This window comes from Cypionkella sp. (assembly GCF_030652235.1).
Taxonomy (GTDB): Bacteria; Pseudomonadota; Alphaproteobacteria; order Rhodobacterales; family Rhodobacteraceae; genus Cypionkella.
Map to the genome: position 1 here is coordinate 1 of NZ_JAUSBA010000003.1, position 16,232 is coordinate 16,232.

A 16,232-nucleotide genomic window follows, 5' to 3' on the forward strand; every position below is an offset into this window, starting at 1 on the left:
CGCGGCCATGCCGAGACCAGGACCCGCGTTCTGATCAGCGGCACAAGGCGCGGCCTGACACCGAAGCTGATCGCCGACCTCCGCCGCCGAAGCGCCATTAAGGCTGAAATCGGCCACATGAAAACTGACGGGCGCCTCACACGCTGCGCCTTGAAAGGCACCATCGGCGACGCTCTCTTTGCCGCGCTCTGCGCCTGCGGCCACACCATCCGCAAGATCCTGGCCCATCTCAGATCTTGGCTTGTCTGCATTGCCGTCGCCATTTTGAACGCAATTTACCACCCGGATCGCCAGTATCAGGCCATCACATCAGTCTGAATGCAGTGTTCAAGGCGAACTCGATAATGTTTCTGGAGTAAGTTCCAATCCTGATATTGACACGGTTGTTATCAGATCAGCAGATTGTTTCTAACAATGGAAGGCATACAAGATTTACGATTGTTCAAAATTTTCAAATTGGATCAGCCAAAAGTTTTCTGCTGCCAAAGGAATTACGTGCAAGCTGATTGTATTTGTCGCAAGACGCTAATCAAAAAGTTCGCGTTGCCATGATCACAGTGAATGAAGACGTTTCAAACATTGATAAGAGTGCCTCTATCTTGGAGTATGTGGACGGTATTCCCGAAAATTCGCGGTTGATCAAACTCGATGCGCCATCGGTTTTTGACACCAAGAACTGCCGTTCCAAGTGACGGTTTGTTTCGGTGGATTGAGCCAGATCGGCGCGAAAAGCCTCCCGCCTACCCCCCTGTATGGCTCATATGCCGGGTCATCTGGCCTTTGACCCCTTGCCGCGTGTAGTCGAAATCATGGCCTTTCGGCTTGTGGGCGATGGCGCGGCGGATGGCTGCGCGCAGGGCGGTGTCGTCGGGGCTGGCGCGCAGCGGCGCGCGCAGGTCGGCCATGTCTTCTTGGCCGAGGCACATGTAAAGCTCGCCGGTGCAGGTCAGGCGGACGCGGTTGCAGCTTTCGCAGAAGTTATGCGTCAGTGGCGTGATGAAGCCTACGCGTTGGCCGGTTTCCATCAGGCGGACGTAGCGGGCGGGGCCGCCGGTGCGATCCGGAAGGTCCTCTAGGGTGTAGCGGGTGGCAAGCTGGGTGCGCAGGTCTTTCAGGGGCCAGTACTGGTCGATGCGTTGGGCTTCGCCCATGTCGCCCATTGGCATGACTTCGATGAAGGTCAGGTCGTGATTTTCAGCGGCGCACCAAGCGGTTAGGCTGAAAAGCTCATCTTCGTTGAAGCCTTTCAGGGCGACGGCATTGATCTTGACTTGCAGACCTGCCTCTTTCGCGGCCTCAATACCATCCAGCACTTGGGCCAAGCGGCCCCAGCGGGTGATTTCGGCGAATTTTTTGTCGTCGAGGGTGTCGAGCGAGACATTGATGCGTTTCACACCGCAGGCGGCGAGATCTTGGGCATATTTGCGCAGTTGCGAGCCGTTGGTGGTGAGGGTGAGTTCTTTCAACACGCCAGTTTGCAGGTGGCGCGACATCGCCTCGAAGAACGTCATGATGCCTTTGCGCACCAAGGGTTCGCCGCCGGTGATGCGGAGTTTTTCGACGCCCAAAGCGATGAAATTGCTGCACAACCGGTCGAGCTCTTCCAGCGTCAGCAACTCGGCTTTCGGCAGGAAGGTCATGTGTTCGGTCATGCAATAGGCGCAGCGAAAATCGCAGCGGTCGGTGACCGAGACGCGCAGGTAGGAAATTGCGCGGGCGAAGGGATCGATGAGGGGCATCTCTAACATGCTGTTAAAGTAGGCGCGCGCGCGGCGGGCGGCAAGGCGGAATGCGACAGTTGCGGGGCGGGGCACGGCACGGTATCGTCTGGGGATGATGCAAAAAGCTTTGATCCTGATGAGTGTGGCGCTGGGGCTTTCGGGCTGCGCTTTGATGAAACATCCTTCGGCGGCAACTCCCGAGGCTGCGGTGGCGCGTCCGGTGATTGGCGCTGGCGCTTCGGCAGCGGCGCTGGATCAGACCACGGCGGCCGAGCGGGCGGCGGCGGTTGCGGCCAAGCCTGCGGGCGGTGAGCGGGCTTTGGGGGCTGCCGTGGTGGCTTTGGGCAACCCGGCGGAGCAGGGGCTTTGGGTGAAATCACCGCTGGTGGTCGCACCGGGCAAGGGCCGGGTGGTGACGCAAAACGGCGCTTCGGTGGCGGTGGATTTGTTGCCGGGAAGCGGGGCTGCATCGTTGTCGCTGGCGGCGTATCGCGCTTTGGGGCTGGGGTTGACCGATCTGCCTGAGGTTACGATCTACGCAGAATAATGGCGATTTGCGCCACGTGAATCGGTTTAATGGCAGAGGTTCAGCCCAGATATTGCGCGGCTTCTTTGCGGGCGAAGCTTTTCATCCGTTCGCCGTGCTGGTCGAGGAACGCGGCGGTGCGTACGGGGTCGTGTTTTGACAGATCGCGCAACCACCAAGCAACGGCTTTCTGGATGAACCAGTCTTTGTCGTCGATGTAGACCGATGCCCAGCCAAGGACGCGGTCGCGGATTTCCAGCTCAAACTCTTTTGGGAAGTTCTGCTTGGTGAAGGGCAGGGTGGAGACGAGGGCGGCGCGGCGGGTCCACATGTTCTCGGACGTGGTCCAAGTTTCTACGGTCTCGATGCGGGCGGGGTCGGCGGTGATGCGCTTTTGGGCGGCGATACAGACGTGATCGGCGATGGCCCAAGCGTCGAATTGAGGCACCCATTGGCAGATCAGATCCCATGCGGCGGCGTCATCGGGTTTGATGCGGGCTTGAGTCAGCAGCTTGGCGGCAGCGATGCGGGCCTCGTGGATATTGCTGTCCCATAGATCACTTGCCAGTTGGACGCGGTCTTCAAGGCTGCACTCGGCGCGCCAGACGCTAGTGAGTTCCTCAATCTGCGGCACTTTCAGGCCGAGATAGGGACGGTCGATTTTGTGATAGGCCTGCGCCTCGATGGCTTTTTGTGGGTCAGCGAGGGCGTGCAGTTGTGACAAAGCGCGGTCAATATAGCTGGAGGCGATCATTCGACGGTTACCGATTTTGCGAGGTTGCGGGGTTGGTCGACATCGGTGCCTTTGGCGATGGCGGTGTGGTAGGCCAGAAGTTGCGCCGGGATGGCGTAGAGGATTGGCGCGAAGGCGTTGGACACCTCTGGCATGGTGATGGTTTTCCAGCAATCCATGCCAGCTTCTTTGATCCCTTGGGCATCGGAGATCAGCAGAACTTTGCCATGGCGGGCCATGACTTCTTGCATGTTGGAGACGGTTTTCTCGAACAAAGGATCGCGGGGGGCAAGCACGATCACCGGGACTTGCGGTGAGATCAGCGCGATAGGGCCGTGTTTGAGTTCACCTGATGCATAACCTTCGGCGTGGATGTAGCTAATTTCTTTCAGCTTTAGCGCGCCTTCAAGGGCGAGGGGGAACATCGCACCCCGACCAAGGAACAGCACGTCTTGCGCCTCTGACAGTTCCTCGGCGATGGCGGCGATGGTGGTGGACAGGGCGAGGGCATGGTTCATCAGGCCGGGAAGGGCTGCGAGGTCGGTGAGGTGTTGGGCAAGGGTTTCCGGGGTGAGGCGACCGCGGTCTTTGGCGGCTTTCAGTGCCAGCAGGGCGAGGGTGATGAGCTGGCAGGTGAAGGCTTTGGTTGAGGCGACGCCCACCTCAATCCCCGCCATGATCGGCAGGGCCAGATCGGCTTCGCGGGCGATAGAGGAGGTGGGGACGTTGACCACGGCGACGATTTTCGCGACTTTTTCGCGGGTGTAGCGCAGGGCCGCGAGGGTGTCGGCGGTCTCACCAGATTGGCTGACGAACAGCGCCCATTGGTTGGGCGACAAAGGTGGTTCACGGTAGCGGAATTCGGAGGCGATGTCGATTTCGCAAGGCAAGCCTGCGATTTGTTCGAACCAGTATTTCGCAACGTGGCAGGCATAGCTCGCGGTGCCGCAGGCGACCATGGTGAGGCGATCCACGCCAGCGAAATCAACCTCGGCGGGCAGTTGCAATGCGCCGTTTTGGACGTAGCGGCGCAGGGCGTCGGCTATGACGACAGGTTGTTCGGCGATTTCTTTCGCCATGAAATGCTTGTAGCCTGCCTTTTCGATGCGGGTGGCATCGACTTGGATGCGGGCTTCGGGTCGGTTGGCAAGGCGATCCATTTCATCATAGATCACAGCACCTTGGCGAGTGATCACCGCCCAGTCGCCTTCTTCCAGATATGTGATGCGGTCGGTCATCGGGGCCAAAGCGATGGCATCAGAGCCGACAAACATCTCGCCATCACCGTGACCGATGGCGAGCGGCGAGCCTTTGCGGGCGGCGATGATCAGGTCTTCCTCGCCGTCAAACAGGAAGCACAAAGCGAAGGCACCATGCAGGCGCTTCAGGGTTTGGCGGGCGGCCACAATGGGGGTGGCACCCCGGCTGATGTACAGATGCGCAAGAAGGGCGACTGTCTCGGTATCGGTCTCGGATTCTTGTGTCAGGCCTGCGGCGGAGAGTTCAGCGCGCAACTCGCGGAAGTTTTCGATAATGCCATTGTGCACCACGGCGACCGGGCCAGAGCGGTGGGGATGGGCGTTGGTGGTGGTGGCAGCACCATGGGTGGCCCAACGGGTGTGGCCGATGCCCGCTTTGCCCGCGAGGGGTTCGTGGACCAGCAGATCGGAGAGGTTCACCAGTTTGCCCACCGCGCGGCGGCGGTCGAGTTTGCCTTTATGCACGGTGGCGATGCCTGCGCTGTCGTAGCCGCGATATTCAAGCCGTTTGAGGGATTCGACCAGCAAGGGGGCAACTTCATGGTTGCCCAAAACACCAACAATTCCACACATTTACGAATTGCCTTTCGCGGCTTTGATCGCCTTGAGGCGGGCCATCAGCTTGGTGGCGAGCCCCGGTTTGTTGACTTGTTTTGAACGGCCAACTGCGAGGGCTGCATCGGGCACGTTTTCGGTGATCACAGAGCCCGAGGCGGTGAGGGCGTCGTTGCCGATGGTGACGGGGGCAACCAGCATGGTCGCGGAACCGATGAAGGCGCGTTTGCCGATTTTGGTGCGGTGTTTCATCACGCCGTCGTAGTTGCAGGTGACAGTGCCCGCGCCGATGTTGGAAAATTCGCCAATATCAGCGTCTCCGATATAGGTCAGATGGCCAACTTTGACGCCTTCATCGAGGATGGCGTTTTTGATTTCAACGAAGTTTCCGACATGGACGTCTTCGGCAAGTTCGGCACCGGGTCTGAGCCTTGCGAACGGGCCGACGACCGCGCCGCGCGAGATATGGCAGCCTTCGAGGTGGCAGAAGGCTTTGACCTCGGCTCCGGATTCAATGGTGACTGCGGGGCCGAAGATCACGTTCGGGCCGATGATAGCGTCGCGGCCGATATGAGTGTCCAGCGCGAAGAACACGGTTTCAGGGGCGGTGAGGGTGACGCCGTTCTCTAGGGCCTCGGCACGGGCGCGGGATTGGAAGGCGGCTTCGGCCTCGGCCAGTTGCGCGCGGGTGTTGACGCCGAGGGTTTCGGCCTCGTCGCAGATCACGACGCCTGCGGACAGGCCGCTGGCTTGGGCGATTTCCACGATGTCGGTCAGGTAGTATTCGGCGGCGGCGTTGGCGGTGCCGACGCGGGAGATCAGCTGAAACAGGGTTTTGGCGGAGGCGCAGATCACACCAGAATTGCAGAGGGTTATGCGGCGTTCTTCATCACTGGCATCATTGTATTCGACGATCTTTTTCAAGCTTTCGCCAGAGGTCACCAGCCGACCGTAACGGCCCGGATCTTTGGCTTCAAAGCCCAGTACCACCACCGAATGGCGGGCGCGGGCGTGCAGCATGGCCTCTAGGGTTTCGGGGCGGATGAACGGGGTGTCGCCGTAAAGTACGATCGCTTCGCCGCTCATCTCGGCCAGCAGGGGGGCTGCTTGGGCAACAGCATGGGCGGTGCCAAGTTGCGGGTCTTGCACGACGCATTCGACGGAAGGATCGAAGGCTTCGGCGGATTTGGTGACAAGGGCGGCTTCATGCCCGGTGACGACGACGATGCGCGCGGGCTCTAGGTTGCGGGCGGCGGTCAGGGCGTGGTGCAACAGCGGGGCGGCGGCGATGTGGTGCAGCACTTTCGGCGTGTCGGAGTTCATCCGGCTTCCCATGCCTGCCGCCAATATGATGAATGAAACCGACATCTGCCTCTTCCTTTTCTTTTGCACCCGTTTTACCCCGGATCGGCGGGGCCGCAAGGGGTGGTTCTTCACGCAAGGTTACAAAATGAAAACGGTGGTGTTTGATCTGGATGGCACGCTGGCGGATACCAGTGCGGATTTACTGGCTGCCGCCAATGCTTGTTTTGTGCAGTTGGGGCATGGCGTGGTGCTGGATCAGCGCGATGTGCTGGTGGCGTTTCACGGCGGGCGGGCGATGCTGCGGGCGGGGTTTGATCGGTTGGGGGTGGGGTATTCCGAGGCGGATATTGCGGCGCATTATCCGGTGCTGCTGGCAGCTTATGCCGATGGGATTGATGTGCATACAAGGATGTATCCGGGGGCGGTTGAGGCGGTGGAGGCTTTGCTGACGGCCGGATATCGGACGGCGATTTGCACCAATAAGCCCGAGGGGTTGGCGGTGGAATTGGTGAAGCGGCTGGGGGTGAGCCATTTGTTCGGGGCGCTGGTGGGGGCAGACACGCTGCCCGTGCGCAAGCCCGATCCGGCACCTTATGTTGAGGTGGTGCGGCGGGTTGGTGGGGCTGTCGGGCGCTCGATGCTGATTGGCGATACCGAGACCGATCGGCTGACCGGGCTTGCGGCGGGGGTGCCGGTGGCGCTGGTGACGTTTGGGCCAGAGGGGGCGGGGGTGGCGCGGCTGGAACCAGAGGCGCTGCTGCATCGGTTTGAGGATTTGGAGGGGCTGGTGGCGCGGCTGTTAGCATAGAAACGCGACGCGTTTGGCGCATTCGTTTCTTCCCCGCGGGGAGTGACTTGTGGCAGTGCATTTTCTTCACACAATATCTTGTGGGCGCGCGCGCTTTTCAAGCCAGTTTGACAGGAACGGGGTCGCGCCCTAGGTTGCGGCCATGACCAAAGCGCCATCCCGCCACGCGATTATCTTTGTGTTGCTGTGTGTCTTGCTGGACATGATCGGCTTTGGCCTGATCATTCCAGTCTTGCCGCAACTGATCGAGCAGGTGGGGCAGGTCAGCCTGTCCGAAGCCTCGATCATTGGCGGCTGGATGTTTTTCGCGTTCTCGATGGCGCAGTTTGCGTTCAGCCCGCTGATGGGCAATCTGTCGGATCGGTTTGGCCGCCGCCCACTGTTGCTGTTGGCGATTGCGGGACTGGGGCTGGACAATCTGTTGCAGGGGCTTGCGCCCAGCTTGATCTGGTTGTTCGTCGGTCGGGTGATTGCCGGGGTGTGTGGCTCTAGCTGGGTGATTGCCAATGCGTTTATCACCGATGTGACCGAGCCTGCCGCGCGCGCAAAGTATTTCGGCATGATGGGCGGGGCGTTTGGGTTGGGCTTTGTGCTGGGGCCAGCCTTGGGCGGGGTGTTGGGTGAGTTTGGCCCAAGGGTGCCGTTCTTTGTGGCGGCGGCGATTTCGGGGTTGAACCTGATTTATGGCTGGTTCGTGCTGCCCGAGACTTTGGCCCCGCAGAACCGTCGGGCTTTTAGTTTGGCGCGCTCGAACCCTTTGGGCGCGTTCAAGGTGTTTCGCAGCTATCAGGGCGTGATCCCGATGTGTGCGGTGATGTTTGCGTTCTTCTTTTTCACCAGCGTCTATCCGGCGATTTGGCCCTATTGGGGGATGGCGAAATTTGGCTGGTCGCCTTCGATGGTCGGGCTGACTTTGGCGGTGTTTGGCGTGGTGATGGCGGCGTTTCAAGGCGGCTTGACCGGGCTTGGGGTGAAGTGGTTCGGCGAGCGCAATCTGGCACTGATCGGGCTGGTGTCGGCATTGATCGCGGCCTCGGGCTATGGGCTGGCCGGGTCGCTGACGGTGGTGGTGCTGTTGATGATCGTGCATGGACCGGAGGGGTTTATTCATCCTATGCTGACGGCGATGATGACGCAGCGCGTGCCGGATGATGCGCAGGGCGAGTTGCAGGGCGGGATTTCGGCGATTATGAACGTCGCGATGTTGGCGGGCACGGTGCTTTTCAGCCAGATTTTCGGGTATTTTATGGCTCCGGGCGGCTGGCAATCGCCGGATGTGGGGTTCTTTGTGGCGGGGGCCGGGATGGCTTTGACCTTGGTGATGTTCGTGCTGATCGTGCCGATTGAGGAGAAAAGGCTGTGATTGAGGAAGTGTTTTGCGGCAGTTTCACCCAGCAAGAGCCTATTCCAGAGGCCGGGATTGAGGCAGCGATTGCCGTGCTGCGGCATGGGCGGTTGCATCGCTATAACACCGCCGCGGGCGAGGTCGCGGAGGCGGCTTTGCTGGAGGAGGAATTTGCGGGCCTGATGGGAGCGAAATACTGCCTTGCGGTGGCTTCGGGTGGCTATGCGTTGGGCTGCGCTTTGCGGGCGGTGGGGGTGCAGACGGGCGAGCCTGTGTTGACCAATGCCTTCACCTTGGCCCCGGTGCCGGGGGCGATAGCCTCGGTCGGCGCGCGTCCGGTGTTTGTTGAGGTGACGGAAGCCTTGGTGCTGGATTTTGGCGATCTGGAGGCGAAGGCGCGCGCCACAGGGGCTAGGGTGCTGATGCTCAGCCATATGCGCGGGCATCTGTGCGATATGGAGGCATTGGTCGCGTTGTGCGCGCGGTTGGGCGTGCTGATCATCGAGGATTGCGCGCATACGATGGGGGCGGCTTGGAAGGGTGTGGCCTCGGGGCGCTCGGGGCTGATCGGTTGCTATTCGATGCAGACCTATAAGCATATCAACGCGGGCGAGGGCGGGTTTCTGATCTCGGACGACGAGGCGGTGATGGCCCGCGCGGTGCTGCTGTCGGGGTCGTATATGCTGTATGGGCGGCACCGGGCTGCACCAAGCGCAGCGGCATTTGAGGCGGTGCGCATGGTGGTGCCGAATGTGTCGGGCCGGATGGACAATCTGCGGGCGGCGATTTTGCGGCCGCAGTTGGGGTTGCTGGCGGACCGCGTTGCACGCTGGGGCGAGCGCTACCGTGCGCTGGAGGCGGGGTTGCGCGGTGTGCCGGGCCTAACACTGGTGGACCGGCCTGTGGAGGAAACCTATGTGGGGTCTTCGTTCCAGTTCCTGCTGCCGGGCTGGTCGGCGGCGCGGGTGGGGGCGTTGTTGGGCCGGTTGCTGGCGCGCGGGGTCGAGTTGAAATGGTTTGGGGCGGCGGAGCCGGTGGCGTTTACCTCGCGCTATCAGCATTGGGGTTATGCCGAGGTGCAATCGCTGCCGCAAACCGACCGGATTTTGGCCGGGCTGGTCGATATGCGGGTGCCGTTGACGTTTTCGGTCGCCGATTGCGCGCAGATTGCGCGGATCATCCGGGCGGAGGCTTTGGTGGTGGGGCAGGGGCCGGAGCCTGAGTCGGTGGTGCTGCCGGTTATTCAGTAAGCGTTGGTTTGCGGGGCGGACCGCTGGGGGTTTCACACCCCCAGACCCCTGTGGAGTATTTTTACCAAGATGAAAAATTATAGATAAACTTTAGCGGTTTTGTCCGCTGTTGGCGGGATTGCGCGGGTCGTTTGATGCCGACTTTGAGAAATTTCTGGCGCTGTGATAAACTTCTGACATTTGAAACGATCATCTGATTTTGGAGACAGTCATGGGCGTGCAGGCACAGCTTTATCCGTTTCATTATGTCAATCGGCTGCGGTCCTTGGTGGTGCCGGGCTACACCGGCTATCCCGGTGGGGTGGTGGCGATCACGCGGTATGTCTCGGCCAATACCTTGTTTGGCGGGGCGAACCTGGCCTCGGTGCTGCGGCAGGCTTTGGCCAGTGCGGGGACGGCGGCGGATCGCAGCACTTTGGCGGGCGAGGGCGTGGGGCGGGTGTTCACCGGGCAGGGTATGCCAGAGGATTTTGTCACTGTGCTGAGCATGGTGGACAGGCTGGCCGCACCACTGGCGAAAAATGCGACGCTGGCGCCGTTCTTTAAGCAGACCGATTATTTGCAGGCGATGCTGGATGCCTCGGTTCTGGGGCAGGATTGCATTGGGTTTGTCGGCACCTATCTGGCGACGGCAGGGATTGAATCGGGTTATGTCGGGCGCAGGCCTTTGGATTATGCCGCCAAGTTCAAGCCGGTGCGGCAGTTGGCGCAGGTCGATGTCGGGTCTGTGTTGATGCTGACCAATGGCATGCATATCCAGATCGTCGATTGGGTCTGGGAGCGATCGGAACGGCAGTTGGTGATCGACATTTGCCAAGCGTCCAGCATGAAGGACCATGACGATTCCAAGGGGCCGCAATGCAACGCGCGGGTGACGCTGACGGCGGGTGGCGGAGATTTTCTGCCGATTGAGAAATTTCGCGCGGCAAAAGACAGCAAGTCTGACTGGGCGGCCTATGCGGCCGTTGAGGCCAATCCGACGGACAATGGTTATGAGATGTATTTGCGCAAGACGATGACTCTGCATGGGACGGCCACAGGCTATCTGAATGGTGCGATTTTTCAGCTGTCGGGCGGAGGCACGCCGGGCAATCCGGTGGCCGGATCGGTTTATGCCGGCACCTTGCCGGGGCTGACGATGGCGGCCCAACTGGCCTAAGCGGATGGCTTAGGGTTTTGCGGGATTGTACAGCGGCACCGTCGAGATCGACATTTTTGCCGAGCCATCGCTGAGTTCAGTGGCATGGGTGAGATAGACCAGCACCTGATTTTTCTGATCGAAGATTCGGGTGACGTTCAGCGATTTGAACACCAACGAGCGGCTTTCCCTGAACACGGTCTCGCCGGATTCGGACATATCGATATCGCCCACGGTGATCGGCCCGGTTTGCCGACACGCGATGGAGGCGTTGGAAGGGTCTTCGAACCAGTTGCCTTTCGACAGCCGATCCCACATCGAGCGTTCGAAATAGCTGATGTGGCAGGTGACGCCTTGCACCTTTGGGTCGGGGATTGCCTCGATGATGATGTCATTGCCGACCCAATCGACACCGACTCGGCCGACTTCTTCGGCATGGGCCGTGAGCGGCAGCAGGGCGAGGGTAAGGACGGCGATGGTGCGCATGAGGAGAGCTTTCCTGCGATTTCTGCCTGTTAGATGGGCGGTTTGCTGCGCTTGCACAAGGGGGGCGGGGAAAGCGTAATTTCTTAGCGAAATACTCATGTATTGCCCCGCAAAAACCAGGGGCTTAGCGGGCAGCATGGCCATCTTTTCCTGCGGGCTTTGGTTGACCCCGCCAAGGGGCCGGGGTAAACGCATCAGCAAGAGTGACGTGGGCCAAAGCGCTTGCGGCGCGTATCTGCCAGCAGAAGGAGCGCTTCGCGTGGATCATCTTCTTCGTGAGTATCTGCCCATCCTTATTCTTCTTGCGATTGCTGTCGGGCTTGGCCTTGTGCTGATCCTTGCCGCCGCATTGATTGCGGTGCGCAACCCGGACCCGGAAAAGGTCTCGGCCTATGAGTGTGGCTTCAACGCCTTTGACGACGCGCGGATGAAGTTTGACGTGCGGTTCTATCTGGTGTCGATCCTGTTCATCATCTTCGACCTAGAGGTGGCGTTCCTGTTCCCCTGGGCTGTGGCGTTTGGTCAGATTTCGATGGTCGGATTCTGGTCTATGATGGTGTTTCTGGGCGTGCTGACCGTGGGCTTTGCCTATGAGTGGAAAAAAGGGGCACTGGAATGGGCGTGATGGCTGGGGCAAATACGGCGGGGCCGGACCGCGAGGTTGCGACGCAAGCGCTGAACCGCGAGTTGCAGGACAAGGGGTTTCTGCTGACCACGACGGAAGATATCATCAACTGGGCGCGCAACGGGTCTTTGCACTGGATGACCTTCGGGTTGGCCTGTTGCGCTGTTGAGATGATGCACACCTCGATGCCGCGTTATGATCTTGAACGCTTTGGCACGGCACCGCGGGCTTCCCCGCGGCAGTCGGATTTGATGATTGTGGCGGGCACCTTGACCAACAAGATGGCCCCGGCGCTGCGCAAGGTTTACGATCAGATGCCAGAGCCGCGCTATGTGATCTCGATGGGGTCCTGCGCGAATGGCGGCGGCTATTACCACTATTCCTATTCGGTGGTGCGCGGCTGTGATCGGATCGTTCCGGTCGATATCTATGTGCCGGGTTGCCCGCCGACAGCGGAAGCTTTGCTTTACGGTATTTTGCAGTTGCAGCGGAAAATCCGCCGCACTGGCACGCTTGTGCGTTAAGGGGGCGATATGGCTGATTTGGTTGAACTCGCCGACTATTTGACACAGAAACGCCCGGATGCGGTGCTGGGCACGGAACTGGCGTTTGGAGAGTTGAACGTGACGGTGGCGCTGCCCGCGCTGGTGTCGTTCATTGGCTTTCTGACCGTTGATCCGGCCTGCAAGTTTTCCTCGCTGGTCGATATTACTGCCGTCGATCACCCGGAAAGGGTGGAGCGGTTTGATGTGATTTATCACTTTCTATCGATGTACACCAACGCCCGCATCCGGCTGAAGGTGGCGGTGGGCGAAGAGGATATGGTGCCCTCGATCCATCACGTGCATCCCTCGGCAAATTGGTTTGAGCGCGAAGTGTTCGATATGTTCGGGATTTTGTTCTCGGGCCACCCGGATTTGCGGCGGATTCTGACAGATTATGGTTTCCGGGGGCATCCACTGCGCAAGGATTTCCCGACCACCGGCTATACTGAAGTGCGCTACGACGAGGTGCAAAAGCGGGTGGTCTATGAGCCGGTCAATCTGGTGCAGGAATACCGTCAATTTGATTTCATGAGCCCGTGGGAGGGTGCCAAGTACATCCTGCCGGGTGATGAAAAAAAGGCCTGATCTGGTGAGTAAAGAACCGACATTGCTGTTTTGCGTGGGGGCGACGAAAGCGGGGACATCCTGGCTATACGATCACCTGTCTGCGCATCCGCAATGTCATTTCCGCACAATCAAAGAATTGCATTATTTCTCGTTAAAGAATGCAGCGCAGTTTGACGGCGCTTTGCGCGGGATGGATCGCAAGATTGCTGAAATGCAGGCACGCTTGGGCGTGGCGGCGGACGCGCGCAAGCTCGTCGTGGCGCAGCGCTTGGCCGATCTGATCGAATGGCGGGCTGTTTTGGCGCATCGGGCGATTGATTTGCCGGCTTACCGCGCGTATTTGACCGCAAATATGGGGCAGGCGCGGCTGGTGGGCGATGTAACCCCGGCCTATGGGATGATGTCGCAGGTGGATTTGACGCGGCTTTCGCAGGTGGCGGCGGACACGCGTTTTGTTTATCTGATCCGCGATCCCTTGGCACGGCTTTGGAGTCATGTCCGGATGATTGCTGCGCGCGCGGAACCTGACCGCTTTGCGCAGGTCGCCGAGGCGCAGATGGCGGCGATTTTGGATGGTGATCTGGCGGGCGAGGGCAAGGGCATTGTGGCACGCGGCGATTACGCAGCAATTTTGGAAAAGTTGACGCGGGCGGTCCCGGTGAAATCTTTGCTGGTGCTGTTTCAGGAAGAATTGATGACGATACCGGGCATAGCAAAGCTTTCGGCGCATCTGGGGCTGACACCTGCGCCAGCCGCACTAGATCGTCTGGTGCACGAGGGCAAATCTTTGGAATTGCCCGAGCCATTGCGGGCGCGGGCTTTGCTGTGGCTCAGACCGCAATATGAATATGTCGCCACGATGTTTCCGGCTTTGCCGCAGGCATGGCTTAAGAATATGGAAAAGGGCTTCGCATGATGGACGGCGATATCCGCGTGAACACCTATGACGATGGCACGACTGACACCCTGCCCGGTGAGCAGCGTATCCGCAACTTCAACATCAACTTCGGCCCACAACACCCTGCGGCGCATGGGGTTTTACGTTTGGTTCTAGAGTTGGACGGCGAGATTGTTGAACGCTGCGATCCGCATATCGGTCTGCTGCACCGTGGCACTGAAAAGCTGATGGAAAGCCGGACCTATCTGCAAAACCTGCCGTATTTCGACCGCCTCGACTATGTGGCGCCGATGAACCAGGAACATGCTTGGTGTCTGGCGATTGAGCGTCTGACGGGGACGGCTGTGCCGCGCCGGGCGTCATTGATCCGGGTGCTTTATTCGGAAATTGGCCGGATTCTGAACCATTTGCTGAACACCACCACGCAAGCGATGGACGTGGGGGCTTTGACGCCGCCGCTTTGGGGCTTTGAAGAACGCGAAAAGCTGATGGTGTTTTACGAGCGCGCGTCCGGCGCACGTCTGCACTCGGCTTATTTCCGGCCCGGTGGCGTGCATCAGGATCTGCCGCCCGATCTGATCGATGATATCGAGGCTTGGACCGAGACTTTCCCTCAGGTGCTGGAAGATCTGCATGGGCTGTTGACCGAAAACCGCATCTTCAAGCAGCGCAATGCCGATATTGGCGTGGTGACCGAAGACGACATTCTTAAATACGGTTTCTCGGGCGTGATGGTGCGTGGATCGGGTCTGGCATGGGATTTGCGGCGTAGCCAACCCTATGAATGCTACGACGAATTCGAGTTCAAAATTCCGGTTGGCAAAAACGGCGATTGTTATGATCGCTATCTGTGCCGGATGGAAGAGATGACGCAATCTTTGCACATCATGCGGCAGTGCCTCACCAAACTGCGGGCCGAGCCGGGTGAAGTGTTGACCCGCGGCAAGCTGTCGCCGCCGAAACGCGGTGAGATGAAGACCTCGATGGAGGCTTTGATCCACCACTTCAAACTTTACACCGAGGGCTTCCATGTGCCCGCAGGGGAAGTTTACGCGTCGGTTGAAGCGCCGAAGGGTGAGTTTGGCGTGTATCTGAAGGCGGATGGGTCGAACAAACCCTACCGCGCTAAAATCCGGGCTCCGGGCTTTTTGCACCTGCAAGCCATGGATTACATCTGCAAGGGCCACCAATTGGCCGACGTTTCTGCAATCATCGGCACGATGGATATCGTGTTCGGGGAGGTCGACCGCTAATGCTTCGCCGTCTGCACAAAGAACAACCCGCGTCGTTTGCTTTTACCTCGGCCAATTTGGCTTGGGCGGAAGGGCAGATTGCGAAATATCCGGCGGGGCGTCAGGCCTCGGCGATCATTCCGCTGTTGTGGCGCGCGCAAGAGCAAGAGGGGTGGTTAACCCGTCCGGCGATTGAGCATGTGGCCGATAAGCTGGGGATGGCGTATATTCGCGCGCTGGAAGTGGCGACGTTTTACTTCATGTTTCAGCTGCAACCTGTTGGTTCGGTGGCACATATCCAGATTTGCGGCACCACGTCTTGCATGATTTGCGGGGCCGAGGAGTTGATTGCGGTGTGTAAGGAGCTGGTTTCCAGTAAGGCACATGCTTTGTCAGCGGATGGCAAATTCAGCTGGGAAGAAGTCGAATGTCTGGGCGCTTGCACCAATGCGCCGATGGCGCAGATCGGCAAGGATTATTACGAGGATCTGACGCCCGCCAAGCTGCGGGCGTTGATCGGGCGGTTCTCGAAGGGTGAGGTTCCGGTGCCGGGGCCGCAAAACGGGCGCTATGCGTCGGAGCCTTTGTCGGGGCTGACCTCGCTGAAAGCGCATGAAGCGGGACGCAAGACGCATAATGCAAGTGTGCAGGCGGCGGTGGACATTGGCGACACGGTGAAGCGGATTGATGGCACCGAAGTGCCGTTGCTGACGCCGTGGATCGCGAAGATTGTCGCCACCGATCCGAAATTGGCGGCGATGCCCGAGGCTGTCACGCCTGCGGTTGGCGCGCCCATTGAGCCAAAGCCGGGTGCGGCTGCGGTGGCGGATAAAACCGGGGTGACTGTGCAGGAAGCACCTGTGATGTCGACGGGGCGGCCCGTTGCCGACGGCAATGCGCCAGACGCGACGCCGCTTGCGACGCCCGAGGTGAAAACTCCGGTACCTTTGGGCGACGCCAAGCCCGCGGGGCTGGTTGAGCCGCGTGGTGGCGTGGCAGATGATTTGCAGAAACTCGAAGGTATCGGCCCGGTTTTAGAGAAGCTGTGTTTCGCTTTGGGGATTTTCCACTTTGATCAGATCGCGGCTTTTGGGCCTGCGGAAGTGGCGTGGATGGATGGCAACCTGAAAGGCTTCCGGGGCCGGGTCAGCCGCGATAAATGGGTGGCGCAGGCCAAGCTGATCGGTGAGATCGGTATGGAAGCCTTCGTGATCCGCGCTAAGACCAATGAGTATTGAG

The 16,232-nt window shown here is 59.6% G+C and carries 16 protein-coding genes and 1 pseudogene; 12 read left to right on the top strand and 5 right to left on the bottom strand.

Annotation, left to right across the window (positions count from 1 at the left end; genetic code table 11):
- Nucleotides 1-318 (top strand): annotated as a pseudogene (locus Q7V03_RS00350) (IS5/IS1182 family transposase); the annotation flags it as partial.
- A gap of 422 nt (nt 319-740) precedes the next feature.
- On the opposite strand, the gene moaA reads toward Q7V03_RS00350, so the two are convergent.
- On the bottom strand, nt 741-1,739 hold the full coding sequence (moaA, locus tag Q7V03_RS00355) for a GTP 3',8-cyclase MoaA (RefSeq protein ID WP_370651050.1): 999 nt from the start codon (nt 1,737-1,739) through the stop codon (nt 741-743).
- Between the two features lie 97 nt (nt 1,740-1,836).
- Between moaA and Q7V03_RS00360 the strand changes: the two genes are divergently transcribed.
- Complete coding sequence (locus Q7V03_RS00360; RefSeq protein WP_304923630.1) at nt 1,837-2,268, top strand: hypothetical protein; 432 nt, start codon at nt 1,837-1,839, stop codon at nt 2,266-2,268.
- A 40-nt stretch (nt 2,269-2,308) separates the two neighbouring features.
- Here Q7V03_RS00360 and Q7V03_RS00365 read toward each other — a convergent pair whose 3' ends face one another.
- The 3 genes from Q7V03_RS00365 to glmU are packed head-to-tail and all read right to left on the bottom strand — an operon-like array spanning nt 2,309 to nt 6,162.
- Nucleotides 2,309-3,001, bottom strand: a complete 693-nt coding sequence (locus Q7V03_RS00365; RefSeq protein WP_304923631.1) for a DNA alkylation repair protein — start codon at nt 2,999-3,001, stop codon at nt 2,309-2,311.
- A complete protein-coding gene (gene glmS, locus Q7V03_RS00370; RefSeq protein WP_304923632.1) occupies nt 2,998-4,812 on the bottom strand; it encodes a glutamine--fructose-6-phosphate transaminase (isomerizing) in 1,815 nt (604 codons plus the stop codon). The genes Q7V03_RS00365 and glmS overlap by 4 nt, the downstream gene beginning before the upstream one ends.
- Nucleotides 4,813-6,162, bottom strand: coding sequence for a bifunctional UDP-N-acetylglucosamine diphosphorylase/glucosamine-1-phosphate N-acetyltransferase GlmU (gene glmU, locus Q7V03_RS00375; protein WP_304923633.1), 1,350 nt, complete (start codon nt 6,160-6,162; stop codon nt 4,813-4,815). It abuts the gene before it with no gap.
- 82 nt (nt 6,163-6,244) lie between these two features.
- Here glmU and Q7V03_RS00380 point away from each other — a divergent pair, with 82 nt between their 5' ends.
- The 4 genes from Q7V03_RS00380 (at nt 6,245) to Q7V03_RS00395 (ending at nt 10,661) form a co-directional block, all read left to right on the top strand.
- Complete coding sequence (locus Q7V03_RS00380) at nt 6,245-6,907, top strand: HAD hydrolase-like protein (protein WP_304923634.1); 663 nt, start codon at nt 6,245-6,247, stop codon at nt 6,905-6,907.
- Between the two features lie 142 nt (nt 6,908-7,049).
- Nucleotides 7,050-8,270, top strand: a complete 1,221-nt coding sequence (locus Q7V03_RS00385) for an MFS transporter (RefSeq protein WP_304923635.1) — start codon at nt 7,050-7,052, stop codon at nt 8,268-8,270.
- The gene (locus tag Q7V03_RS00390) at nt 8,270-9,502 is read left to right on the top strand and encodes a DegT/DnrJ/EryC1/StrS aminotransferase family protein (protein ID WP_304923744.1); all 1,233 of its coding nucleotides are present in this window, start codon (nt 8,270-8,272) and stop codon (nt 9,500-9,502) included. Before Q7V03_RS00385 ends, Q7V03_RS00390 begins: the two co-directional genes overlap by 1 nt.
- Before the next feature lie 211 nt (nt 9,503-9,713).
- Entirely contained in the window at nt 9,714-10,661 is a 948-nt protein-coding gene (locus tag Q7V03_RS00395; RefSeq protein ID WP_304923636.1) for a hypothetical protein, read from the top strand.
- Between the two features lie 9 nt (nt 10,662-10,670).
- Here Q7V03_RS00395 and Q7V03_RS00400 read toward each other — a convergent pair whose 3' ends face one another.
- Nucleotides 10,671-11,126 (bottom strand): CreA family protein, encoded by a 456-nt coding sequence (locus Q7V03_RS00400; protein ID WP_304923637.1) that lies wholly within the window; start codon nt 11,124-11,126, stop codon nt 10,671-10,673.
- Between the two features lie 259 nt (nt 11,127-11,385).
- Between Q7V03_RS00400 and Q7V03_RS00405 the strand changes: the two genes are divergently transcribed.
- Genes Q7V03_RS00405 through Q7V03_RS00430 form a run of 6 tightly spaced genes read left to right on the top strand, consistent with a single transcriptional unit; the run spans nt 11,386 to nt 16,231 of the window.
- The gene (locus tag Q7V03_RS00405) at nt 11,386-11,751 is read left to right on the top strand and encodes an NADH-quinone oxidoreductase subunit A (RefSeq protein WP_054004862.1); all 366 of its coding nucleotides are present in this window, start codon (nt 11,386-11,388) and stop codon (nt 11,749-11,751) included.
- Nucleotides 11,742-12,275, top strand: coding sequence for an NADH-quinone oxidoreductase subunit B family protein (locus Q7V03_RS00410; RefSeq protein WP_304923638.1), 534 nt, complete (start codon nt 11,742-11,744; stop codon nt 12,273-12,275). The genes Q7V03_RS00405 and Q7V03_RS00410 overlap by 10 nt, the downstream gene beginning before the upstream one ends.
- Before the next feature lie 9 nt (nt 12,276-12,284).
- Nucleotides 12,285-12,881 (top strand): NADH-quinone oxidoreductase subunit C, encoded by a 597-nt coding sequence (locus Q7V03_RS00415; protein WP_304923639.1) that lies wholly within the window; start codon nt 12,285-12,287, stop codon nt 12,879-12,881.
- 4 nt (nt 12,882-12,885) lie between these two features.
- The gene (locus Q7V03_RS00420; RefSeq protein ID WP_304923640.1) at nt 12,886-13,779 is read left to right on the top strand and encodes a sulfotransferase; all 894 of its coding nucleotides are present in this window, start codon (nt 12,886-12,888) and stop codon (nt 13,777-13,779) included.
- Nucleotides 13,776-15,014: an NADH-quinone oxidoreductase subunit D gene (locus Q7V03_RS00425; RefSeq protein WP_370651051.1), complete on the top strand. Its 1,239-nt coding sequence runs from the start codon at nt 13,776-13,778 to the stop codon at nt 15,012-15,014. The genes Q7V03_RS00420 and Q7V03_RS00425 overlap by 4 nt, the downstream gene beginning before the upstream one ends.
- A complete protein-coding gene (locus Q7V03_RS00430; RefSeq protein WP_304923641.1) occupies nt 15,014-16,231 on the top strand; it encodes an NADH-quinone oxidoreductase subunit E in 1,218 nt (405 codons plus the stop codon). Before Q7V03_RS00425 ends, Q7V03_RS00430 begins: the two co-directional genes overlap by 1 nt.
- Nucleotide 16,232 lies beyond the last annotated feature (1 nt).